The 23,432-nt window shown below is 71.4% G+C and carries 23 protein-coding genes; all 23 read right to left on the bottom strand.

Annotation, left to right across the window (positions count from 1 at the left end; genetic code table 11):
* Positions 1–224 precede the first annotated feature (224 nt).
* Positions 225–1,709, bottom strand: a complete 1,485-nt coding sequence (locus tag ACYVJJ_RS14610) for a sigma-54 dependent transcriptional regulator (RefSeq protein WP_460834661.1) — start codon at positions 1,707–1,709, stop codon at positions 225–227.
* On the bottom strand, positions 1,706–2,104 hold the full coding sequence (locus tag ACYVJJ_RS14605) for a response regulator (RefSeq protein ID WP_460834659.1): 399 nt from the start codon (positions 2,102–2,104) through the stop codon (positions 1,706–1,708). Before ACYVJJ_RS14605 ends, ACYVJJ_RS14610 begins: the two co-directional genes overlap by 4 nt.
* Before the next feature lie 23 nt (positions 2,105–2,127).
* Positions 2,128–3,537 (bottom strand): RNA polymerase factor sigma-54, encoded by a 1,410-nt coding sequence (gene rpoN / locus ACYVJJ_RS14600; RefSeq protein ID WP_460834657.1) that lies wholly within the window; start codon positions 3,535–3,537, stop codon positions 2,128–2,130.
* A 246-nt stretch (positions 3,538–3,783) separates the two neighbouring features.
* Positions 3,784–4,428 (bottom strand): response regulator transcription factor, encoded by a 645-nt coding sequence (locus ACYVJJ_RS14595; RefSeq protein WP_460834655.1) that lies wholly within the window; start codon positions 4,426–4,428, stop codon positions 3,784–3,786.
* A gap of 62 nt (positions 4,429–4,490) precedes the next feature.
* Positions 4,491–5,066, bottom strand: a complete 576-nt coding sequence (locus ACYVJJ_RS14590) for a PilZ domain-containing protein (RefSeq protein ID WP_460834654.1) — start codon at positions 5,064–5,066, stop codon at positions 4,491–4,493.
* Positions 5,063–5,347 (bottom strand): hypothetical protein, encoded by a 285-nt coding sequence (locus ACYVJJ_RS14585; protein ID WP_460834653.1) that lies wholly within the window; start codon positions 5,345–5,347, stop codon positions 5,063–5,065. Before ACYVJJ_RS14585 ends, ACYVJJ_RS14590 begins: the two co-directional genes overlap by 4 nt.
* Positions 5,344–5,757 (bottom strand): flagellar export chaperone FliS, encoded by a 414-nt coding sequence (fliS, locus tag ACYVJJ_RS14580; RefSeq protein ID WP_460834652.1) that lies wholly within the window; start codon positions 5,755–5,757, stop codon positions 5,344–5,346. Before fliS ends, ACYVJJ_RS14585 begins: the two co-directional genes overlap by 4 nt.
* Before the next feature lie 14 nt (positions 5,758–5,771).
* On the bottom strand, positions 5,772–7,109 hold the full coding sequence (gene fliD / locus ACYVJJ_RS14575; protein WP_460834649.1) for a flagellar filament capping protein FliD: 1,338 nt from the start codon (positions 7,107–7,109) through the stop codon (positions 5,772–5,774).
* A gap of 276 nt (positions 7,110–7,385) precedes the next feature.
* Positions 7,386–8,852, bottom strand: coding sequence for a flagellin N-terminal helical domain-containing protein (locus ACYVJJ_RS14570; RefSeq protein ID WP_460834647.1), 1,467 nt, complete (start codon positions 8,850–8,852; stop codon positions 7,386–7,388).
* A 306-nt stretch (positions 8,853–9,158) separates the two neighbouring features.
* The gene (locus ACYVJJ_RS14565; protein ID WP_460834646.1) at positions 9,159–10,127 is read right to left on the bottom strand and encodes a sodium-dependent bicarbonate transport family permease; all 969 of its coding nucleotides are present in this window, start codon (positions 10,125–10,127) and stop codon (positions 9,159–9,161) included.
* Positions 10,128–10,203: 76 nt separating this feature from the next.
* A complete protein-coding gene (locus tag ACYVJJ_RS14560; protein ID WP_460834644.1) occupies positions 10,204–10,962 on the bottom strand; it encodes a flagellar brake protein in 759 nt (252 codons plus the stop codon).
* Positions 10,963–11,023: 61 nt separating this feature from the next.
* Positions 11,024–12,226, bottom strand: coding sequence for a flagellar hook-associated protein FlgL (flgL, locus tag ACYVJJ_RS14555; protein ID WP_460834642.1), 1,203 nt, complete (start codon positions 12,224–12,226; stop codon positions 11,024–11,026).
* An 11-nt stretch (positions 12,227–12,237) separates the two neighbouring features.
* Positions 12,238–14,112, bottom strand: coding sequence for a flagellar hook-associated protein FlgK (gene flgK / locus ACYVJJ_RS14550; RefSeq protein WP_460834640.1), 1,875 nt, complete (start codon positions 14,110–14,112; stop codon positions 12,238–12,240).
* 3 nt (positions 14,113–14,115) lie between these two features.
* Complete coding sequence (gene flgJ, locus ACYVJJ_RS14545; RefSeq protein WP_460834638.1) at positions 14,116–15,111, bottom strand: flagellar assembly peptidoglycan hydrolase FlgJ; 996 nt, start codon at positions 15,109–15,111, stop codon at positions 14,116–14,118.
* 136 nt (positions 15,112–15,247) lie between these two features.
* Positions 15,248–16,396, bottom strand: coding sequence for a flagellar basal body P-ring protein FlgI (locus ACYVJJ_RS14540; RefSeq protein ID WP_460834636.1), 1,149 nt, complete (start codon positions 16,394–16,396; stop codon positions 15,248–15,250).
* Between the two features lie 10 nt (positions 16,397–16,406).
* A complete protein-coding gene (locus tag ACYVJJ_RS14535; protein ID WP_460834635.1) occupies positions 16,407–17,183 on the bottom strand; it encodes a flagellar basal body L-ring protein FlgH in 777 nt (258 codons plus the stop codon).
* Between the two features lie 5 nt (positions 17,184–17,188).
* Complete coding sequence (flgG, locus tag ACYVJJ_RS14530) at positions 17,189–17,974, bottom strand: flagellar basal-body rod protein FlgG (protein ID WP_460834633.1); 786 nt, start codon at positions 17,972–17,974, stop codon at positions 17,189–17,191.
* Positions 17,975–17,998: 24 nt separating this feature from the next.
* Entirely contained in the window at positions 17,999–18,745 is a 747-nt protein-coding gene (locus tag ACYVJJ_RS14525) for a flagellar basal body rod protein FlgF (RefSeq protein WP_460834709.1), read from the bottom strand.
* Positions 18,746–19,518: 773 nt separating this feature from the next.
* Positions 19,519–20,736 carry a flagellar hook protein FlgE gene (gene flgE, locus ACYVJJ_RS14520; protein ID WP_460834631.1) on the bottom strand — a complete coding sequence of 406 codons (1,218 nt, stop codon included), beginning with the start codon at positions 20,734–20,736 and terminating at the stop codon, positions 19,519–19,521.
* Between the two features lie 31 nt (positions 20,737–20,767).
* On the bottom strand, positions 20,768–21,430 hold the full coding sequence (locus tag ACYVJJ_RS14515; RefSeq protein ID WP_460834629.1) for a flagellar hook assembly protein FlgD: 663 nt from the start codon (positions 21,428–21,430) through the stop codon (positions 20,768–20,770).
* 20 nt (positions 21,431–21,450) lie between these two features.
* Entirely contained in the window at positions 21,451–21,858 is a 408-nt protein-coding gene (gene flgC / locus ACYVJJ_RS14510; protein ID WP_460834627.1) for a flagellar basal body rod protein FlgC, read from the bottom strand.
* A gap of 10 nt (positions 21,859–21,868) precedes the next feature.
* Positions 21,869–22,243 carry a flagellar basal body rod protein FlgB gene (gene flgB / locus ACYVJJ_RS14505; protein WP_460834625.1) on the bottom strand — a complete coding sequence of 125 codons (375 nt, stop codon included), beginning with the start codon at positions 22,241–22,243 and terminating at the stop codon, positions 21,869–21,871.
* Between the two features lie 172 nt (positions 22,244–22,415).
* Entirely contained in the window at positions 22,416–23,357 is a 942-nt protein-coding gene (locus ACYVJJ_RS14500; protein WP_460834623.1) for a chemotaxis protein, read from the bottom strand.
* Between the last annotated feature and the right edge of the window lie 75 nt (positions 23,358–23,432).

The raw sequence follows: 23,432 nt of genomic DNA, 5'->3' as shown, positions 1-23,432 counted from the left end.
GGATCAGCGATCGGTCAGTCGCCGCGCCGTTGCGCGAGAGGCCTTGCCGATCTCATCGGCACCCGAACCGGCGCCACGCCCGCAGGGAGGGGCCCGACAGCTCTCGATCCGTCGCCCTCGCGCTCGATTTCCGATCAGTGCAAGCGCCCTTGCGCAACAGGCTGGCCGGTCGGATCGACGCCACGATCCAGCTGCACCCGCCAAATCGGACCGACCGACTCCGGTCAGTCGCTATCGCGCTCGATGCCGTACTTGCGCAGTTTCTCGACGAGCGTGGTGCGGCGCAGGCCGAGCAGGGGCGCGGCGTGGGCGACCACGCCGTTGGCCTGTGCGAGTGCGGCCTGGATCAGCTCGAGCTCGAGCTCGGCCATGTGGCCCTTGAGGTCGATGCCCTCGGGCGGAAGCGTGGCGCGTGCGGACATCGATGCCGGGTCCACGGGCGCGACGGGCTGCTGCGGCGACGCATTCGCCGCGACACGGCTCGCCGCGGGCGGGGCGGCGAGCGCCGGCGCGATCGGCGGCGCCGGCGCCGGCTCGACGGGCAGGTCGGGCATCCCCGCGCGATAGCGGGCGGGGAGGTCCGCTGCACGCACCTGGCCGTTGGGATGCAGCACCGCGAGGCGCTCGAGCAGGTTGTGCAGCTCGCGCACGTTGCCGGGCCAGTGGTAGTGCTTGAGCACCGTGACGGCTTCGCCGGTGAGCGAAACGCGCCCGCGCCCGCTCTCGGCGAGCTGGCGCGTGATCGCGGCGATCAGGTCCGGGAGGTCCTCGGTGCGCTCGCGCAGGGCAGGCATCTCGATCGGGAAGACGTTGAGGCGATAGAAAAGGTCCTCGCGGAATCCGCCCTTCGCGATCTGGTCTTCGAGGTTGCGGTGCGTGGCCGCCACCACGCGCACGTCGCAGTGGTAGAGCTGCGTGCCACCGACGCGCTCGAACGTGCGTTCCTGCAGCACGCGCAGCAGCTTGACCTGCATCGCCATCGGCATGTCGCCGATCTCGTCGAGCAGCAGCGTGCCGCCCTCGGCCATCTCGAAGCGACCCTTGCGCTGCGTGAGCGCACCGGTGAAGGCGCCCTTCTCGTGGCCGAACAGCTCGCTCTCGAGAAGGTCCGGCGGGATCGCGCCGCAGTTGATCGCGACGAACGGCTTGGCCGCGCGCCTGGAGCGCTCGTGGATGGTGCGGGCGACGACTTCCTTGCCCGTGCCGGATTCGCCGAGCACGAGCACGGTGGTGTCGAAGCCGGCCACCTGGTCGATCATGCGATTGAGCCGCGTGACCGCCTCGCTGCTGCCCGTCGGGCCGGTGCCGGGCGAGGACTCGGCGCGCTCCTCGTCGTCGATGCGCTTGAGGCTCGCGCGGCGCAGCGCTTCCTGCAGCTGCGTGCGGCGGATCGGGTAGTCGAGGGGCCAGACGGCGTCGGGATGCACGCGGGCACGCCAGGCGGCGGATTCCTCATGGCCCGGCAGGAGCATGAGCGGCGGATGCAGCGGCTGGCGCGAAAGCCAGTCGACGAACTTCAGCCAGGCATCGGGATCGCCGACGTCGCCCACGACGATCGCGACCCAGTCGGTGGGCTTCGCGCGCGCGGGGTCGAGGTCCGCGGCGTCGGCCACGAGCCGCGGGGTGAAGTCCATGAATTCCAGCAGGGTGGCGACGCGCTCGGCGCGCGACATGTCGCCATCCATCACCAGAATGCGCGACTCGCTCATTCGCCGGCCCCGACAGGCGCCCCCGTGTCCGTGCGGCCGGCGAGTTTCTCGAGCAGCGGCATCACGTCGTGGATATAGGACAGCTTGCTGACGAAGGCGTCGGCGCCGGCGCGGAGCGCGTGCTCACGGTGCTCGGCATCGTCGAAATGGGAGGCGATGACGATGTAGGGCGGGGCATCCTGCGCCTTGATCAGGCGCGTAGCCTGCAGGCCGCCCATCTCGGGCATGGCGAGATCCATCAGCACGACGTCCGGGCGCAGCGCCTCGCACTGGGCGATCGCCTCGATGCCGTTCGACGCGGAGCCCGCGATGGTGACCCAGTCGAGCCGGCGCAGGTGGCGGACGGCCGCGTTGATGAAGCCTTCGTGGTCGTCGACGAGCAGCACGCTGAGCATGGTGGATCTCCCTGACCCTCGGATCACTTGCCGGCGAGTGCCGGCAGCGGACGCTGGCGCGCCCGGGCGGGGGCGATGTCCAGCTGGTCCCGGTACTTTGCCACCGTCCGGCGGGCGATGCGTATCCCCTGTCGCGCGAGGAGCCCGGCGATCGTCTCGTCGGCGAGCGGGGCATGAGCAGGTTCCGCGTCGATGAGGCGCTTGACCATCGCCTTCACCGCGGCGCCCGAGACCTCGGCGCCCTCCAGGCGCACGGCGAAGAGGCGCTTGAGCTCAAAGGTGCCGCGCGGGGTCTGGATGTACTTGCCGGTGGTGATGCGCGAGACGGTGGACTCGTGCATGCCGATCGCGTCGGCGACCTCGCGCAGCGTGAGCGGGGCGATCGCTTCCTCGCCCTGCTCGAGGAAGGCCTGCTGGCGCTCGATGAGCACCTGCGTCGTCCGCAGCAGGGTGTCGTTGCGCATGGCGATGCCGCGCACCAGCCAGCGCGCCTCGTCGAGCAGGCCGCGCAGGGCCGACACGTCGCCCGGCGCACCCGAGAGGCCCTGCTCGCAATGCGGCGAGACGCGCACCTTCGGCAGGGTGCGGCCGTTGAGGTTCACGCGCCACGTGCCGCCCAGCTTGCGCACGACGACGTCGGGGATGACGTGCTCGTCGCCGGCATGCGCGGGCTCGGGCACCGGGCAGGCATTGAGCGAGAGCAGGAGGGCGACCGCGCGATCGGACTCGGCCACGGACACGCCGAGCGCCTGCGCGAGCGCACGGCCGTCGTGGCGGGCGAGCAGGGCGAGGTGCTCGCGGGCGATGCGACGGGCGAGCACCTTCTCCTCGCTGTCGGCGAGCAGGTCGAGTTGCGCGCACAGGCATTCGGCCGCGTCGACCGCGCACAGGCCCGGCCACTCGCCGTGCAGCAGGCGCTGGCGCACGCATTCGAGCGCGCGCGCCGGCACGCCGAGCGAGGCCGTCCCCACGGCCTCGAGCTCGGCGAGCGGCGCTTCGAGCAGCCCGAAGTCGCTGGTGTGGTCGAGCCAGAACGCGGCCATGGCGAGGTCGGCCGGCCGCCACGAGAGCTCGAGCGCCTTCAGCACCCGCACGCGGAAATCGCTCGACTCCCCGTCGGCGATGCGCGCGGTCGCGTCGTCGTCCCCCACGACGGCGCCGCTGCCCGTACCGGCGAGGAATGCAGGTTCCGGCAACTCGTCCCAGGCCGCGGCGTCGAGCGCGGCCTCGTCCTGCCCGGCCTCGTGCCCGTCGGCATCGGTCTCGCCGGCCTCGTCCCCTTCGTCCACCTCGAGCATCGGATTGCGGTCCAGCGCCTGGCGCAGCTCCATTTCGAGCTGGGGCGCCGTCAGCTGCAGCAACCGGATCGACTGCAGCAACTGCGGCGTCAGGTTGAGCGACTGCGACATCTGGGCGCGGACGGTCGCCTTCATGGAACTCCCCGGGGGTTGGGCTAAGTGCTGTTCGTTAGCGCGGCATGAATCCTGCAGGCGAGCGTGCAGGATGCGTGCCAGAGCCCGAATCGGGGCGATCCCTACGAAGCGGCGGTATGGCGCGTCGGGGATGTCGGGGAATCCCCGACACGACCGCCGGATTTCCGGCGTGTTCCGTGGACGCTGTCCCAGTCGGCGCGGTAAGACCGGCTTTCGCGAACTACGGACGCGGTCACACCGCGCCGGTCAGATCCGCTCGGCCCACTGCATCGCGGCGCGCAGCAGCTCGACCGCATTGCGGCAGCCAAGCGCCTCCATGAGCCGCGCGCGGTGCGTCTCGACGGTCTTGACCGAGATGCCGAGCTCGGCGGCGATCTGCTTGGTGGTGCGGCCGGCGCCGAGCGCGGCCAGGATCTCGCGCTGGCGGGGCGAGAGCGCGGTGGCGTCGGGCGCGCGGCGCGCGGCACGCGCCGCGCCGTTGCCGGCGCCCTCGATCACGGACGCGGACACCTGCGGGCTCAGGAACATGCGCCCGGCCTGGGCCGCGCGCAGGGCGATCTCGAGCTCCGCGGGGGCGGCCTCCTTGACCACGAAGCCGCGCGCGCCGCGGGCCAGCGCCTCGCGCACGTGGCCGGCGTCGTCGTGCATCGACATGATCACCACGGCGACGTCGGGGCAGGTGCGCTGCAACTCGTCGAGCGCGTCGAAGCCGTTGCGGCCGGGCATGGAGAGGTCGAGCAGGACGACATCGGGCCGGTGCTCGCGCGTGCGCATCACCGCCTCGTCGGCATTTGCGGCCTCGGCGACCACCTCCATCCCCTCGAACGAGGCGACCAGCCGGCGCAGGCCGGCCCGGATGAGGGTGTGGTCGTCGCAGATGAGGACCCGCACGCGATGTCCCGCCGATGGTTTGCCGCACCTTAGCCGAGCGGCCGCGCGCTCCGCCAGCCGGCTCAGCGCTGGCGCCGGCTCTCGGCGACGGCGCGGCGATGCACGCGGAAGAGGTGCCGGCCGAGCAGCGACTCGAGCGCGGGCGTGAGCCCGTCGAAGCGCAGCCACAGGCGGCGCCCGCTCGGCGTGGGCTCGAGGGCGAGCACGGTGACCGGCAGGACGAGGGGTTGGGGCAGGGCATCGGACAGGCCCATGCGCACCACCGCGGGCGCGTCCTGCACGAAGCCGCTGGCGTCGGCGAACGGCAGGTCGATCACCAGGCCCCGCTCGGACCACTGCAGCGGGCGCACGGGGTCGGCGGGCAGGTCGCGCTGCACGAGCGTGGCGACCAGGCCGACGAGCAGGTCGACCTTCGCCTCGACGCGGCGGATCGCGTCCGCGGCCGGGCCGTGGTCTTCCGGGTCCTCGGCGCGGCTGTCCTCGATCAGGGCGAGCGCGCGCACGAAGGCCTCGGCGCGGGCGACGAGCGCACGGCGGCGCGCGTCATCGGGCCATTCCGGCAGCACCGCGACGGGGCGTGTCTCGTCGCAGCTGAGCGCATCGCCGAACAGCGTGTCGCGGGCGCTTTCCGGGCTCATCCGCCGTCGCGTTGGTAGGCGGCCATGCCGCGACGGTCACGGCCCAGGCGCTCGAGCGCGCGGCCGGCCTCGTCACGGGCGGTACGCAGCTCGTCGATCAGCGCGCGCTGCGCGGCGAGCAGGTCGACCCACGATTGCCGGGCGCCGGACTCCGCGGCCGAGCCGCCTTCGAGCGCGGCGCGCAGGCCGGTCTCGTGGTGTTCGAGCAGCGCGTGCGCGCGATCCCAGTCGCCCGCGGCGATCGCCTCGCGCAGCGCCTCTGTCGGCAGCACCACCGTCATGCGGCGGCCCCGTCGGCGGCGGGCGCGGGCGCCGGCGAGATCGCGTTCCAGGCCGATTCGATGTCGGCGACGAGGCCGTCGCATTCGAGCAGGATCGACGCGTCGTTCCGCACGTTCGCCTCGAGCAGGCGGCGCTGCAGGTAGTCGTAGAGCGCGGCGAGGTTGCCGGCGATGTCGCCGCCGGCGTCGTGGTTGAGGCAGCCGTCGAGGTGGCCGACGATCAGCGAGGCCTCGCTGATCGCCTCGCCCTTGCGCGGCTGGTTGCCGGCCTCGATGCAGGCGGCGGCGCGGCGCAGGCGCTCGCGCAGGCCGGCGAACATCAGCGAGATCAGTCGATGCGGATCGGCGTCGAGCACGGCGCTGCTGACGGCGGTCTGGCGGTACTGGTTGGCGTAGGCGCGGACGTTCATGGCGGAGGATTCGGTCAGGAGGATTTCGGCAGCGCGGCGATCTGCTGGGTGAGGTAACTGCTCATGCTCTGCATCTTCGAGACGAGCGTGTCGAGCTGGGTGAACTGGCGGCGGTAGGCCGCCTCGAAGCCTTCGATGCGCTTCTCGAAGTTGAGCTTCTCGGTCGAGAGCGACTTCATGCGCGAAGTGAGTGCGGAACTGCGGCCTTCGAGCAGGCCCTTGTCGCCGCCGTAGTTCTTCGCGAGCGAACGCATCGTGGCGCCGAGGCTGCTGTCGTCGCCCAGGAGCTTGCGGACGGCGGCCGGATCGGCGGCCATGGCGGCGTCGAACTTCGCGCCGTCCAGGCTCAGCGAGCCTTCGACGGACGACTTCACCCCGAGCGCGGTCAGCGCGTCGTAGCTGGAGACGACCGCATTGCGTAGGTTCTGCGTGATCGAGCGCGGCGCCGGATCGCCGCTGAGCGGGCCGGCGACCTTGCCTTCGCCGCCGGCCGCGCCCTGCGTGCGCAGCTGCGAGAGCGCCACGTTGTAGGCGCTGATGAAGCTCAGCACCGACGCCTTGAGCGGGCTGGTGTCGCCGGCGACCTCGAGCTGGAACGTCTTGCCCGGGTCGGCCTTGGTGAGGTTGAGCGTGACGCCGTCGATGACGTCGGTGAGCGTGTTCGAGGTCACGGTGCGGGTCACGCCGTCGACGATCACCTGCGCATCGCGCGCCTGCACCGTCTCGGTCATCGTGCCGCCCGGGGTGGCGAGCACCGCGAGGCCGCCGTCGCCGCCGCTCGCCGTGATCGCGAGCGTGCCGGCGGTGCCGACCTTGTTGGAGGCGAGCATGAGCACGTCGCCCGCGTCGCCGCGGACCACGGTGGCGCCGAGCTGGTTGCCGGATGCCTTGTTGATCGCGTCGCGGATGTCCGACAGCGTGCCCTTGCCCGGCTCGACGGTCACGCGGATCGGATCGCCGCTGCCGATGCGGATCTCGAGCGTGCCGTGGCCGACCTGCGTCGCCGCGGCGACCGGCGCCGACTGCAGCTTCTGCGCGGTCGCCAGACGCTCGACGCTGACCTGGTACTTGCCGATCGACGCGGTGGCCGCGGCGCTCGCGGTGTAGCCCGCGTCGGCCGCCACGCCGGTCTTGCGGCCGAGGGTGGAGCCGGCGCCTTCGAAGCGCTTGAGCACGCTCTCCAGACCGCTCATCGCGCCCTTGAGCGCGCCGAAGGCCGAGATCTGCGCCTGCGTCGTCTTCTCGATGCGCGCGAAGCGTGCATCGGTCGGCGCGCGCTCGGCGGCGACGAGCTGCGAGACGAGCGAGTTGACGTCGAGGCCGGACCCGACGCCGGGGCTGGATATCGCCATGACGCACCTCCTGCTGATCGGGCCGGAGCGGCGGGATGCCGTTCCTCGTGGAGGCTTTATCGGCCTGCCCGGACGCGCCTTGAGAACGCGCGCGCACCGATCGACCGAAGGGCGACCGGCGACACGCTGCACGCGTCCCCGCCATGCAATGCGCGCGCCAGCGACCGTGCACGCAAAGAAAAACCCCGCCGGAGCGGGGTTCTTCGTGGAGCTGCGAGCCGCGGCCGGATCGGCCCGCGGGGTCGACGGGCGCCGGAGCGCCCGCCGTCGCCGGGATCAGCGCAGGAGGCTGAGCACGCTCTGGGTGGCCTGGTTGGCCTGGGCGAGCATCGCGGTACCGGCCTGCGAGAGGATCTGCGTGCGCGAGAGCTCGGCGGTCTCCTTCGCGTAGTCGGTGTCGCGGATGCGGCTGCGCGAGGCCGACAGGTTCTCGGAGGTGGTCGTCAGGTTCGAGATCACCGACTGGAAGCGGTTCTGCACCGCGCCGAGGTCGGCACGCGAGCTGTTGATCTGCGCGAGGGCCGAGTCGATCGTGCTCAGTGCAGCGCTCGCGCCCTGGGCCGTGCTGATGTTGAGCGCGGCGACCGAGCTGAAGCTCGAGTTGTTGACGCCGGCCGAACCGAACACCTCGGCATTGGCGTTCGCCGTGGCGATCGCACCCTTGCTGCTCGACAGCGAGACCGTGCCTGTCTTGATCGCCGAGACCGTGGTGCCTTCCGTCAGCGTGGTGCCGCCGAAGTTGGCCGTCTCCGTCGCGCCGCCGCCGTTGGCGTAGTCGCGGAGCTCGATGTTGCGGCCGTCGGTGGTCGACAGCGTGATCGAGTTCTTCGAGGACGAGGACGTGAACGTCGCGGTGATGCCGGTGTTGTTCGACACGCCGTTGATGGCCGAGACCAGGTTCGACAGGTCGTTCGGATCCGCGACGTTCGCCGAGACCGCCGAGCCGTTGAGCGTGAACGAGACCGCGCCGGCGGCGCTGATGCCCGAGAGCGTGGTGCTGTTCGAGGCCGTGGCGGTGACGCCCACGCCCGAACCGGCCGTGTTGATCGCCGCGGCGATCGCATCGGCGCCGGAGTTCGCGGCGTAGGTGATCGGGCTCGTGGTGCCGCCCTGCGCGGTGGTGATGGTGAACGCCGTGGCGGCGGTGGCGGCGTCGACGCCGTTGGTCACCGCGCCGGACGCGCCGGTCACGACATTGCCGGTGATCGTGCCGTCGGCCGTCAGGGTGTGCGCGCCGAGCGAGGCGGTGCGGGCATCGACGATGCCGGCGACGCTGATCGTCTGGCCGCTGTTGGCGCCGACCTGGAAGTCCTTGTTGGCGAACGAGCCGTCGAGGAGCTTGAGGCCGTTGAACTCGGTCTGCGAAGCGACGCGGTTCATTTCCGACGTCAGCTGCGAGGCTTCGGCCTGGAGCGCGGCGCGGTCGGAATCGGAGTTCGTGGCGTTGGCCGACTGCACGGCCAGCTCACGGACGCGCTGCAGGTTGTTCGACACTTCGCCGAGGGCGCCTTCCGCCGTCTGCGCCAGCGAGATGCCGTCGTTCGCGTTGCGGGCGGCCTGGTTCATGCCGCGGATCTGCGTCGTGAAGCGCTCGGAGATCGCGAGGCCGGCGGCGTCGTCCTTGGCGCTGTTGATGCGCAGGCCCGAGGACAGGCGCTGGATCGAGGTCGAGAGGCTCGCGCTGTTCGTCGACAGGTTGCGCTGCGCGTTCAGCGACATCACGTTGGTATTGATGATGGACATCGTCTTGTCTCCCAGTGAATGCCGGCGGCGGCGAAGGCCCTTTGTGCCGGCTTTGCAGGGTTCGGCGGGATTGCCTTCGCCGCTGCTGTGAGGAGTAACGGCACCTCCCTCGCGGGCTTTAGGCCGCTTGCGGAAAAAACGCTTGACGTGCAGGCGTTTGCGAAGCAAGCGGCAGCAACGCGTACGCACGTTCGGCGCGGCGCGCGAAAACTTTAGGCGGGGCGGGCGGCCGCCGTTGCGGAACGTCGTCCGCAGGTGCCCGCGTCGGTATCGGCCAGCGCGCGGCCGGCTGGAGGCCGTCGTGCGTCAGGCAGTGCCGTGCGCGATCCCCACGTACAGCGGGATGCCGACGAGGATGTTGATCGGGAACGTGATGCCGAGCGACATGCCGAAATACAGCGACGGATTCGCCTCCGGAATCGCATGGCGTACGACCGCGGGCACCGCGATGTACGACGCGCTCGCCGCGAGCACCATCAGCAGGGCGGTGTCGCCCTCGGCGACCCCGAGCGTGCGGCACAGGCCGAGCGCCAGCATCGCGTGCACCGGCGGCGCGAACAGCGCATAGGCGAGCAGCCAGGGCGACTGCCCGCGCAGGCTGCCGAGATGGCGCGACGCCGACAGGCCCATGTCGAGCAGGAAGAATGCGAGCATTCCCTTGAAGAGGTCGCCCGCGAACGGCTTCATCGCCGCCTCGCCCGAGGGGCCGGTGAGCAGTCCGACGACGAGTGCGCCGAGCAGCAGCAGCTGCGCGCCGTCGGTGAACGATTCGTGCAGCACCCTGCCGATCGGCATGGACGCGGCCTGCGTCGATGCGACGCGCGCCTGGCGATGCCGCACGAGGTTCGCGAGCAGCACCGCCATGATGATCGCCGGCGATTCCATGAGCGCCATCGCCGCCGCCATGTGGCCGCCGTAGGGCAGGCCGTGCGTGTCCATGTGCTGCACGGCGGTGATGAAGGTGACCGCGCTGACCGAGCCGTAGGTCGCGGCGATGGCCGCCGCGTTGAACCCGTCCAAGCGCCGCCGCAGCAGCACGTAACCGACCGCCGGCACGATCACGGCGAGCGCGAGCGCGCAGGCCAGCCCGAGCGCGACGTCCGCGGTGAGGCCCGACTTGTGCAGCGCGAACCCGCCCTTCAGGCCGAGCGCCATCAGCAGGTAGAGCGAGAGGAAGCGCGCGACGGGCTGCGGGATCTCGAGGTTCGAGCGCAGCGTGCCCGCGATCAGCCCGAAGACGAAGAACAGGATCGCGGGGTCGAGGAAGCTCTGCATGCGCGGCACCGGGTCGAAGGCGGGCGCGAGGATATACGTCGTCCGCGCCGCCGCGGGACGGCGCCGTACGGGCGGCTCAGTCCGGGTCGCGCAGCTTCGCGGCGTGCAGGCGGTCGAGTTGCATCACGTAGCGCAGCAGGCGTGCCTGGTCCTGCACGGGCAGGTCGACGAAGCTGCAGCCCGCGCGCCAGACCTTGCGGCCGCGCTGGTCGATGCGCTCGGCATGCTGCACGCGCAGCGTCACCGTCATCGGGCCCTGCTCCGGCAGGTCGAGCACGACGCCCGGGATCGTCCCGCCGGTGGTGAGTACGAGCGAATGGTCGTCACTCGACAGCACCGCCAGGCCGCCGCCGCCGATGTCGGCGATGGTCGCGCGGGTGGTTCGCGCGCTACCGTCGGGCGACTGCGCGGGGATCAGGCAGTGCAGCTGGCCGGCCGGCTCGCGCCGCACGAACTCGCGGCGCTGCAGGTGCATCACCTTCTGCGGAAGCGCGACCTCGAGCGCCGGATGGCCCTCGAACGTGCCGCGACGCGCGGCGCCGGTGGCGAAGCGCACGGTGATGCGGTCGACCGAGCTCTCGAAGCGCAGGCGATCGGCGGCGAGCAGGCGCTCGGTGAGTGCGTCGTCGCGAGGCACGTCGACCCACAGCGAGCCCTCGCCGAAGCCGAGCACGGCGGAGACGGCCTGCGCGGTGCCGGCCGCGTGGACGAGCAGCGTGCAGCGCTTGTCGACGAGCTGGCGCAGGCAGCCGCGGATGTCGGCGGGGTGATGAAGCATGTACTTCTCGTACAGGCTTTCGCCGTCGGCGGCGGGGCCGGTCAGGGCCTCGGTCATGCGGTCGTCCAGGGGCGGGGCGGAGCCTTCGGCTCCGGGCAGGTTCGACATCGGTCGGGCCTTACAGCTTGTCGAACAGGGACAGGGACTGTACCCGGAGCATGCTGCGTTGGGCAGCCTCGATCGCCGTGAGCTGCAGGCTCAGGCGGCTGCTCGCCTCGGCATAGTCCACGTCGCGCAGACCCGAGAGCGTGGAGCGCAGGCTGATGTCGGACTCGGCGCGGTCGTCGGCGGTGGCCTCCAGGGCGGCGAGCCGCGCGCCGGTCGACGTCCGGAAGCCGATGAAATGCTCCTGCGCGGTGGCGATGTCACGCAGCGCGGCGCCCACGCCGTTGCCCACGCGCGCCAGCTCGGCCGGGGTGGCCTGCGGCGCGACGAGCACGTCGGCGAGCTGCTGCAGGGTGGAGAAGACGTCCTGCCGCGGCGCCGGCGCGATCGCGAAGCTGTCGCCGGTGGCGGGGCTGCCGGTGATGCGGGTGGTCACCCCGGCCACGGTGAGGGTGGCATCGCTGCCGGCATACGTGCCGGTGCCGACCACCGCGTTGGCGGCGTCGACGACCTGCCACTGCGTGGGCGAGGTGAACTGCAGGCTCAGGCTGCGGCCCGCCCAGACAGACGGGTCGCTCGCGACGACCGACTGCAGCACGCCGGTGCCGGTGTTCGACGCGCCGGCGCGGCCGCGGATCTCGCCGTCGCCGCCGAGCGCGCGCATGAACACCTCGCTGCCGGGATCGGCGTCTATCAGGGCGACGTCGGGGCCCACGTCCACGCGGTTCTGGCCGTCGTCGCCGTGGTAGGTGACCGTGCCCGCGGCGTCGGTGAACGGCACGACGCCGTCGCGCTGGCCGGCGAACAGCGCGCGGCCGTTGCCGTCGGTGCGGTTGGCGACGGCGATCAGGCTCGAGCGCAACTGGCGGATCTCGGTGGCGATGAGCGCGCGGTCCTGGCGCGAGATCGTGGCGTTGTTGGCCTGCACCGCGAGCTCGCGCGCGCGGTTGAGGTAGTCGCCGGCATCGCCGAGCGCGCCTTCCTGGGCGCGCAGGCGGTTGTCGAGCAGGTCGGCACTGCGGCCGAAATGCTCGAGCGAGGCGACGGCGTGATCCAGCCGCTGCGTCTGCGCCATGCCGGTGGGATCGTCGGCCGCGCGCTGCAGCTTGCTGCCGGTGGAGAGCTGCTGCTGCGTCCTGGCGAGCTCGCTCTGGCGGTTGAGCAGTGCGGTGAGGCCCTGCTGGTGCAGCCCGGCGGTGGAGATGCGCATGGTCATCGTCGTCTCCGTCAGCGGCTCACGGCGCCGAGCAGGGTCTGGAACATGTTGTCGGCGGTCGAGATCACCTGCGCCGCGGCCTGGTAAGCCTGCTGGAAGCGCAGCAGGTCGGCGGCCTCCTCGTCGAGGTTCACGCCGCTGGTGGAATCACGCTCGGCGATCACCTGGTCGTGCAGGGCGGTCTGCGCCTCGAGGTTGAGCGCGGCGTGCTGCGCCTCGCTGCCCACGCGCGCGGTCAGGCGGCTCAGGCCCGTGGTGAGCCCGGTGGCGCCGCCGTCGAGCAGGCCGCGCTGGTCGAGCCCGCCGAGCAGGCGCGCATTGCCGTTGTCGGTGCTGCGCGCGGGCGTGCGCGAGAGGTCGAAGGTGTCGCCGGCCTCGGGCGCGCCGTCGAACGTGACCGACCAGCCCGCGCCGGTGATCGGCTGGCCGGCGGTGTAGGCGAACGGGCCGGCGCCGTCGACGGTGTAGTTGGTCGCGTCGATGAAGTCGATGCGCGCGGTGGTGAAGCCGGAAAAGGCCGCGGCATTCGTCACCTGCATGCTGCCGGGGCGCGCATTGCCGAGGTTCGTCGCGTCGACGGCCACGCGGAACGGCGCGGCGGCGGCGATCGCATTCGGATCCCGCTGCGCGACCTTGAGGCCCGCGGCGGCGTCGAGCGTGGGACGCAGGCTGAAGCGGTCGCCGTTCGCGGGCGCGCCGCCCACCACCAGCGACACGCCCTCGATCACGAACGGGCTGCCCGAGGTGCCCGCACCGGCCATCGCGACCGGCTCGCCGGTGCCGGGGCGCACGGCGCTCCAGCTGCCGCCAGCGAAGCGCAGTTCGACGTCGAGGCCCTTGAGCGCACCGACGTCGGCGATGCCGGTGGTGAAGGTCGCGGTACCCGTGTTGCCGCCGTGGCCCTGCACCGGCGGCGCCGGGATCGAGAAGAAGTCCGTGCCGGGCGCGCCGTTGTAGTCGACGCCGCCACGGTGCGTGGCATTGAAGCTGGCGGCGAACGCGGTGGCGAGGCGGCCGAGCTCGGCGCGCGCCGGGTCGAGCACGCGGCCGCGGAATTCGAGGATGCCGCCGATCTCGCCGGAGACCGCGCCCGGCGGCAGCTGCACCGGGCCGCCGACGCTGTCGAGCGCGAGCACCTTGCGGTCGGCGCGGAAGGGATCGGCAGTGAGCGCCAGCTTTCCGGCGCGGTCGCCGAGCACCAGCGGCTGGCCGCCGGCGAAGACGTTCATGGCGCCGTCGTCCTGCTCGACGATCTCGGCACCGGTGAGGCCCGCGAGCCGGGTGATCCGCAGATCACGCTGGTCGATCAGGTCGTTGCTGGCATTCGGCCCGGCGACCACGATGTCACGGTTGAGCCGCGCGATCTCGCCCGCGAGCTGGTTGGCCATGTCGACCTGGCCGGCGAGGCGGTCCTCGGTGTCGCGGCCGAGCGTCGCCATCTGCGCGTCGAGCGTGCGGAAGCGGCTGGCGAGCGCGTCGCCGGCATCGATCATCGACTGCCGCGCGATCGACGAGCCCGGTTCGGCCACGACCGACTTCGCCGCGCCGAAGAAAGCGGCCCACGGCTTCGACAGGCTGGTGGCGGGATTGCCGAGCACCGAGTCCAGGCGCCCGGCGGCGTCGTTGAGCTGCTGCAGGCGGCCCATCTCGCCGCTGCTGTCGACCTGCCGCGCGAACACGAGCCCGTCGGCGAGTCGCTGCAGCCGCGCCACCGATACGCCGTTGCCGACGTAGCCCACGCCGGTGTTCTGGCCGACGCGGTTTTCGAGCTCGACGCGCTGGCGCGAATAACCCTGGGTGTTGACGTTGGCGACGTTGTGGCCGACGGTGCCGAGCGCGCGCTGGAAGGCGAGCAGGGCGGAGGAGCCGGTGGAGAGCACGCTCATGGCTTATCCCTGCTCCAGCGAGGCGAGCGCGCGGCGCATCGTGGCGCCGTTCGCGATCGCGGTGATCTTGTTGGCGTACGACGGGTCCGTCGCATAGCCGCCCTTCTGCAGCGCGCTCGCAAAACGGTGGACGTCCTCGCCGGTGCCGCGGGCGTCGGCATAGCGCGAGCGGCCGAGCAGCTTCGCGTAGTCGGCGAAGCTCTCGGCGGCCGAGGCATAGGCGCGGAAGCTGTCGCGGATGTTCTGGCGCACGCCGTTGACGTACTCGTGCGTGCCCGAGGCCACCTTCGCGCCGTTCCAGCCCGTCGCCTTGATGCCGAACAGGTTGTGCGAGACCGCGCCCTTGTCGCCGCCGACGAGGCGACGGCCCCAGCCGGTCTCGAGCGCGGCCTGCGCGATCAGCGCCTTCGCCGACACGCCGAGCTCCTCAGCGGTCTTCTTCGCATGCGGCCAGAGGGATTTGACGAAGGCCTCGGGGCTGCTGCAGTCGAGCGGGGTGAGCGGGCCGCAGTCGGCCGCGCTCGCCGCAGTGCTCTTGCCGATGCGCGGCGCGGGCGGCGTGGGCAGCGGCGTGGCGGCGGGCATGGAGACGCCGGCGTTCGTCGGGGCGAGGCCGAGGCTGCTGCCGAAGTCGAGACGGAAGCCACCGCCGGCGGGCTGCGCCATTGCGAGCGGCGCGGACGGCCGAGCGAGCGGCAGCGGGGCGGTCGGCGCGATCGGCCCCTGCGGGGCGGTCGAGCGCTCGAGCTGGCGCATGATCATCGGGGTCAGGCCCAGCCCGCGGCCCCTGGTGAGCTCGCGCGACAGCTGCTGGTCGTACATGTCCCGGTAGGTCGAATTGTTCCCGCCGAGCGGATCGCCGCCGGTCGTGGCCCGCATCGACTTGATCATCATGTGCGCGAACTGGGTCTCCAGTTCCTGCGCGGCCTTCTCCATGGCGGGCCGGGACGTCGCCTTGGCGGCGGCGCTGTCGAGGGCGATGGCGGTCTGGAGGCGCATGGCAGGACCGATGCAAAGGGCATGCCGCAGGCGGCGGTGACGGGGTCTTGGCGCGGGAATCGGAACTCGGGCGGGGCAGGGACGACGGGCCGGAGAGGGCCGGCCCGGGATCGTTAACGGCCGCTGGGGCGCGGGCTTAGATGACTTCGAGCTCGGCGCGCAGGGCGCCGGCGCGCTTGAGCGCCTCGAGGATCGCGACGATGTCGCCCGGCGCGGCGCCGACGGCATTGACCGCGCGCACGATCGCGTCGAGCGACGCACCGCCCTCGAACTTGAACATGCGGCCGCCGGACTGCGTGGCCTCGAGCGTCGACTGCGTGATCACCGCGGTGCCGCCGCCGGCGAGCGCGTTCGGCTGGCTGACCTGCGTGGACTCGGTGATCGAGACGGTGAGCGAGCCGTGCGAGACCGCCGCCGGAAGCACGGAGACCTGGCCGCCCATCACGACGGTGCCGGTGCGCGAGTTCACGATCACCTTCGCCGCCGCGGCGCCGGGCGCGATGTCGAGCGATTCCAGCCGCGCGAGGAAGGCGATGCGGTCGCCCGTCGGCGGATTGATCTCGATGGTGACGCCGTCGAGCGCGCGCGCATGGCCGGGGCCGAAGGCGCCGTCGATCGCCGAGACGATGCGCGTGGCGGTGGTGAAGTCGGACTGGTTGAGGTTGAGCGTGACCGTGCCGCCCTGCGCGCCGCCGGGCACCGCGCGCTCGACGATCGCGCCGTTCGGGATGCGGCCGGTGTTGGTGGCATTGACGGAGATGCGCGAGCCGTCCTTGCCCTGCGCGCCGAAGCCGCTCACCACGAGTGCGCCCTGCGCGACGGCATAGACCTGCCCGTCGGCGCCCTTGAGCGGCGCCATCAGCAGCTGGCCACCGCGCAGCGAGCCGGCATTGCCGATGCTGGAGACGGTGATGTCGATCGTCTGGCCCGGCTTGGCGAACGCCGGCAGCTCGGCGCTGATCGCCACCGCGGCCACGTTCTTGAGCTGCGGGTTCACGCCCGGCGGGATGGTCACGCCGAGCTGGTCGAGCATCGACTTGAGCGACTGCACGGTGAACTGCGTTTGCGAGGTGCGGTCGCCCGAGCCGTCGAGGCCGACGACCAGGCCGTAGCCGACCAGCGGATTGCCGCGCACGCCGGCGACCTGCGCGAGGTCCTTGATGCGCTCGGCCTGCGCGGGCGCGCCGATCGCGAACAGGCCGAGCACGGCGAGCGCGGCCTGCAGGAACGTCAGACGCGCGCTGCGCGTCGGCGCGGTGCGGCGGAAGAAGGTCGCGGCGGTCATGTCGGTGGCCTCAGTACGGCATCACGGCCGAGTTGAAGAAGCGGCCGAGCCAGCCCATCGCGTTCGACCGCGCGAGCGTGCCGCGGCCGCCGTAGACGATCTTGGCGTCGGCCACCCGCTCGGAGCTGATGGTGTTGTCGGCGGCGATGTCGGACGTGCGCACGATGCCCTGCACCTGCACGACTTCGTCGCCCTGGTTGAGGCGCAGCTTCTTCTCGCCGGCCACCAGCAGGTTGCCGTTGCCGAGGTCCTGCACCACGGTGACGCTCACCGTGCCGTCGAGCGAATTGCTCTGCTTGCTGTCGCCGCCGCCGGCGAAGTCGCGCGAGCCTTCCACGCCGACCTGCAGGATGTTGCGGCCCTTGTAGGTGACCGACTGGCCCGCGATGGTCGGCGCCGCCATGTCGATCGACGAGCTCTTTGTGACGGCCGTCTGTGCCTGCGTGGTGGAGGCGGTGTTCTCGACGAGGATGATCGTGAGGATGTCGCCGACCTCGCGCGCCTTGTTGTCCTCGAACAGGCGCATGCGGCGCGTGCCGCCGCCGCTGGCCGATGCGTAGATCGAGCCGCCGCCGTCGCCCGCCGACGCGAGCGTGACCGGCTGCACTGCCGGTGCCACGGGCTGCGCGGTCGCCGCGCGGTAGGCCTGTGCCTGCGCGGCCATCCGCGCGTGGATCTGCGAAGGCGTCGGCACGGTCTCGTCCTGGCGGAACGTGCGCACGTCGCCGACCACCGCGGCGCAGCCGGTGAGCGAGGCGAGGGCGAGGAGCAGGGCGGTCGTCTTCATCGCGGTCACAGGTTGTTGTTGAGGTAGGCGAGCATCGAATCGACGGTGCTGATCGCCTTGGCATTGGTCTCGTAGGCGCGCTGCGTCTCGATCATCGACACGAGCTCTTCCACCACGTTGACGTTCGAGCTTTCGACCGAACCCTGGACGAGCGTGCCGAGGCCGCTGCTGCCCGGATTGCCCTGCTGCGCGGGGCCCGAGGCACCGGTTTCGGCGAACAGGTTCTCGCCCTTCGCCTGCAGGCCCGCGGGGTTCACGAAGTCGACGAGCGTGAGCGAGCCGACCTGCACGCCCTCGGCCTGGCCGGCGACCTGCGCGGTCACGGTGCCATCCGCGCCGATGGTGAGCGACTGCGTGCCCTGCGGCAGCTGCAGGCCGGGCTGCACCGGATAGCCGGAATTGGTGACGAGCTCGCCCTGCGAGTTCACCTGGAACGTGCCGTCGCGCGTGTACGCCGACGAGCCGTCGGGCATCAGCACCTCGAAGAAGCCGCGGCCGTTGATCGCCACGTCGAGTGCGTTGCCGGTGGTCGACAGGTTGCCCTGCGAGAAGCTCTTCGCCGTGGCCGCCACGCGCACGCCCGTACCGACCTGCAGGCCGGTGGGCAGCTGCGTCTGTTCGGACGTGGAGCCGCCGGGCTGGCGCACGGTTTGGTACAGCAGGTCCTCGAAGCTCGCGCGGTCGCGCTTGAAGCCGGCCGTGTTGACGTTCGCCAGGTTGTTGGAGGTGACGGCCATGCGCGTCTGCTGCGCATCGAGGCCGGTCTTGGCGATCCAGAGTGCCTGGGTCATGGCGGTGTCCCGTCAGGTGCGCGATCAGCGCGAGGAGAGGAGGGAGTTGGAAGAGCGGGCGTTCTCGTCACCGCTCTGCAAGACGCGTACCTGCATCTCGAACTGGCGCGCGAGCTGGATCATCGAGACGAGCATCGTGGTGGCCTGCACGTTGCTGCCTTCGACCGCGCCGGAAACCAGGGCGGCCCCGGCGGCAGGCGGAGGCGCATCCGCGCCCGGCGGCGTGCGGAACAGGCCGTCCTCGCCGCGGACGAGGTCGGTCGTCTTCGCCGCGACCACCTGCAGGCGGCCGGCCTCGGTGATCGTGCTCGCCGGCTGGCCCTGCGGCACGATCGAGATCGTGCCGTCGCCGCCGATCGAGATGGTCTGGTGCGGCGGCACCGACAGCGGCGCGCCGCCGGCATCGAGCACCGGCAGGCCACCGGCGGTGGTGAGCAGGCCGTTCGCCGTGAGCTGGAGGTCGCCGGCGCGCGTGTAGGCGGTGCTGCCGTCGGGCGCCTGCACGGCGAGCCAGCGATCCGGGTGCAGCGCGACGTCGAGGTCGTTGCCGGTGGTGCGGATCTGGCCCGGCGCGCCGCTCACGCCCGCCATCTGCGGCATCGCCGCGACGCGCGAGCCGAGGCCCTGGCCGGTGACGGGGACGGCGGTGGTCGCGGTGAGCGTCGCCTGGAAGCCGACGGTGTCGGCGTTCGCGAGGTTCTGCGCGACGCCGGCCTGCGCGCGGAGCGAGGCGCTGGCGCCGGTCATGGCGATGTAGAGCGACTTGTCGATCATGGTCCCGCCGGGTGGTGGTGTGGCCGCTTGGGGCCGGCGGGGGAGGCCTTGCAAGGGGCGTTCCTGCGGGGCGGTTCTCTCTCGCGCAACGCTCCCCTTTCGCGAAATCAGTTGTCACCGGCGTCGCGTCACTGCCGCTTGGCATAGCTTTGATGCGAAGGCGTTTCGTGCGCTGGCGCGCCCGAGTTCCTTTTCTTTGCTGGCCCAAAGAAAAGGAACCAAAAGAAAGGGCCTTCCCCGGGTGGAGCCCACAGCAGGCGACCGGATAAGGCGCGGGCGGCGTCCACACTCGGCATCCTGCCTCGGGTGGACGCGGCGACCATCCATGGCCGCCGCCCTCCGGGCCTCCGGTTCGCTCGGCTCACGTTACTGCTCGGAAGAGCAGAGGACGCCGTCCTGCCGTCCCTCCCGTTGCCTCTTCTCGCCTTTTCGCCTATGCGAGCTTGCAAGTGCCGGTGCCAACCGTGAGACCCGAAGGGCGGCGCGCAGGACGCGCGCCGTCGCCACCCGAGCCAGGATGGCGAGTGTGGCGATCCCCGGCGTAGTCGCCCGATCGCGAGCTGCAGATCCGTCGGGGAAGCTGCTTTCTTTTGGTTACTTTTCTTTGCAGCCGCAAAGAAAAGTGACTCGGGCGCGTCAGCGCACGAAACGCTTTGGCCTTGCTCCAAAGGCGCACGACTAAGCACACAAGCGAACACAAAAAAGCCGCCCCGCCCGGGATATCCCCCGGCCGGAGCGGCCCACTCCCCCCACAGGAGACTTGTGACGCGTCAGCGGATATTGATCACCGTCTGCGTGATCTGATCCTGCGTCGAAATCATCTGCGCATTCGCCTGGAAGTTGCGCTGCGCCGTGATCATGTTCACCAGCTGCTCGGTCAGGTCCACGTTGGACGCCTCGAGCGCGCCGCCCTGCACCGCGCCGAATTCCGACGAGCCGCCGAAGCCGCGCCGCGGCTGCCCGGAGTCGAACGTCTCGGCCCAGCCGTTGTCGCCGACGGGCTGCAGGCCCTGTGGATTCGCGAAGTTGGTCAGCACCACCTGGCCGAGCGGCGTCGACACGCCGTTCGAGTAGCGCGCCTGCACCACGCCCGCGCTCGAGACCTCGATGCCGGTCAGGCGACCCGTCGTGTGGCCGTCCTGCGTGAGCTCGGAGACGCTGAAGGAATTGCCGTACTGCGTGGAATTGCCGAGGTCCAGCGTGATCGACAGCGGCGCCGCGCCCGTGCCGGGCGTGTAGGCCGGCAGCGCGATCTGGCCCGGCGACGGCGAGGCCAGCGCGCCGGTCGGCGAGTACTGCAGCGTCTGCGCGCCGCCGACGGCGTTGCCGTCGATGTACGTATGCGCCTGCCACTCGTTCGGGTTCGCGGTCTTGACGAAGTAGATCGACTGGCTGTGCGGCGCGCCCAGCGAGTCGTAGATCGTCATCGACGTGGTGTGGTTGTACGTGTTCGGATCGGTCGGCGCGAACGGCGTCACCGTCGGCGCCGCGGCATTGCCCGGCAGGTTGGTGCCGATCGACGCGCGCGTCGTCGCGCTCGGCGGGGCGTCGCCGGTGCTGAGCTGGAGGTCGCCGACGCTGCCCATGTCGAAGCCGCCGTTGACGTTCGGCTGGTAGACCTGCAGGCGCTGGCCCGCGGGGTTCACCACGAAGCCGTCGCGGTCGGTGCCGAAGTTGCCGGCACGCGAATACACGGTGGTGCCGTTCGCCGACAGGGTGAAGAAGCCCTTGCCGTTGATCGCGAGGTCCAGCGCGTTGCCGGTGTTCTCCACCGTGCCCTGCGAGAACTGCTGCGCGACGGCCTGCAGGCGCACGCCGGCGCCGACGGTGGTCTTCGACAGGCCGTAGGCCGAGGTCGGCACCACGTCCGCGAACTCGGCGCGCGACTGCTTGAAGCCGGTCGTGTTCGAGTTGGCGATGTTGTTCGAGGTGACGTTGAGGTCGGCCGAGGCCGCGTTCATGCCGCTGAGCGAGATGCGGAAGGACATGGTGTGCTCCGTGGAATTCGTGGTGCGCGGATCAGCCGATGCGACGCACGGCGGACAGCGGTTGGGCGCCGATGCCGGCGAGGTTGAGCATCAGGCCGCTCTGTTCGATCGAGACGCTGTCCACGCGCGCGGCCACGCGCACCGAGAGCGCCTGCGCGTCCGGCCCGGTGCCGCTGACCGCGCGCAACGTGTAGCGGCCCGCGGGCGCGGTGCTGCCGTCGCCGGTGGTGCCGTCCCAGCGATAGCTGACCGGGCCCGCGGCGGTGGCCTGCACCGGCACGCGGCGCACGACCTGGCCGGCGCCGTCGACGACCTCGAGCTGGACCGTGCCGGGTCCGCGCGCGATGACTTCACCGGCCACGCCCGCGCCGGCCTTCAGCTCGACGCTGTCGACATCCACCAGTGCGTTGTGGCCGACGAGCGCGGCGGCGCGCAACGTCTGGTCGGACTCCATCACCGTGGCGACGGCGCCCATCGCCTTCTGCATGTTCTCGATGCCCTGCACCGTGGAGAACTGCGCGAGCTGGCCGAGCATCTGCGTGCCTTCCAGCGGCTTGAGCGGGTCCTGGTTCTTGAGCTGCTCGGTCATGAGGCGCAGGAAATCGGCCTGGCCGAGCTGCGACTTGCGCGCTTCCTGCGTGACGGCGAGGCCGTGGGCGGCGAAATCGTTCGAGGTGGCGCCGATGATGCTCATCGTGATGTCCGCTCCGGGCCTCAACGGCCCATGTTGAGGGTGGCGAGGGCGAGTTCCTTCGCCGTGTTGAAGACCTCGACGTTCGCCTGGTAGCTGCGCGAGGCGGAGATCATGTCGACCATCTGCGCGACCGGATCGACGTCCGGCGCATAGACGTAACCTTGTGCGTCGGCGAGCGGATGGCCCGGCTCGTAGCGCTTGACCGGCGCGGCGTTGGACTCGGTGACGGCCTGCACCTTGACGCCGGCGAGCGCGTCGTTGCCCTCGACGGGCGTGGCCTCGAAGACCGGCATCTTGGCGCGGAAGACCGCGTCGGGGTTTCCCGCGACGGAGTCGGCATTTGCGAGGTTGGAGGCGACCGTGGACAGGCGCACCGACTGCGCGGTCATCGCGCTGCCGGCCACGTCGAAGATGGGCAGGTTGCTCATGCGTCAGCCCTCACTGCCCGGTGATCGCGGTGAGCATCGTGCGCACCTTCGATTCGACGAAGCGCATCGAGGCCTGGTATTCCATCGAGGCCTGCGCGAACGCGGCCTTGGCGCGCTCGGCGTCGACGGTGTTGCCGTCGAGGCTCGGCTGCGCGGACGGCGCGTCGAAGCCGGCGGCCTGCGCGGCGCTGCGGATCGCGTCGCCGCTCGCCGCGGCACCCGGGGCGAGGGCGGCCTGCAGGGCCGCGTTGAAGTCGAGGTCCTTCGCCCGGAAACCGGGCGTGTCGGCATTGGCGATGTTGGCCGACAGCAGCTGCAGCCGCTGCTCGCGGAGCGCGAGCGCGGTGCCGTGGATGCCGAGGAACGAGGAGTCCGGCGAAGCCATGGGCCCTCCGAGGGGCTTGACGTACGCCGGGCACGAGGCAAGCGGCGTGCCACGGCCGCCCGCGGGCCGCCCCGATGACCAATCAGGGCGACGGACGGCGCCCCAAGCGCCCGGTTGCGGAAACGGCGACGGCCGCCGCAGCGGCCGTCGCATCAGCGCCAAGCGGGATGGATCAGGCGGCCAACTGCCGCTGGAGCGCGACCAGCCGGTCGGTGATCCGCCCGGCGAGTTCGCGCTCCGAGTACTTCGGCACGAAGTCGTCCGCGCCCACGCGCTCGACCATCGCGTGGTTGAAGACGCCGGAAAGCGAGGTGTGCAGCAGCACGTGCAGGCTGCGCAGGGCGGGGCTCCGCCGGATTTCCGTCGTGAGCGTGTAGCCGTCCATCGCGGGCATCTCGATGTCGGAAATCACCATCGCGTACCGCCGCTCGGGCGAGTGGCCGCCGTCGGCGAGCTGCTGCAGGTGCTCCAGCGCCTGGCGGCCGTCGGACAGCAGCGTCGAGCCCAGCCCGAGCTGCTCGAGCAACTGGCGGATCTGGTTGCGCGCCACGCGGGAATCGTCGACCACCAGCACCTCGCGCGGTACGCCGGCGCCAAGCGCGAGCGGCTGCAGGCCATTGGTCTCGATCGCGCGGGGGGCGGATTCTGCGAGTACGGATTCCACGTCCAGCAGCTGGATCAGCTCGCCCTGGAAGCGCGTCACGCCGGTCAGGTAATGGCACTCGCCACCCAGATCCGGCGGCGGGTGGATGTCCTCCACCGCGATGTTCACGATCCGCTCCACGCCCGACACGAGGAAGCCCTGCACGGTGCGGTTGAACTCGGTCACCACCAGGTAGGGCGGCTCGCTCGCGCCGACGGGCGCGGCGTGGCCCACCGCCCGCGCGAGGTCCAGCACGGGCACGGTGCGGCCGCGCACGTCGGCCGCGCCGCTGAAAGCGGGCGGCAGCTGCGGCAGCGTGAACAGCGGCGGGCGCGGGATCACCTCCTGCACCTTGAAGACGTTCACGCCAAAAAGCTGACGCGAGCCCAGCCGGAACAGCAGCAGGGCGAGCCGGTTGTGGCCGGCCAGGCGCGTGCGTTGATCGATGCGGTCGAGGAGGTCGCGGCTCATGGAGGCGTTGTCGGCGTGCCCGCGGCTTCCTTGAGCACCTCGCAGCGCAGGCTTCGGCACGGCGCTTGCTGGAGC

The organism is Lysobacter humi (ex Lee et al. 2017) (genome assembly GCF_054781815.1).
This window is presented reverse-complemented; position numbering and strand designations above follow the sequence as displayed.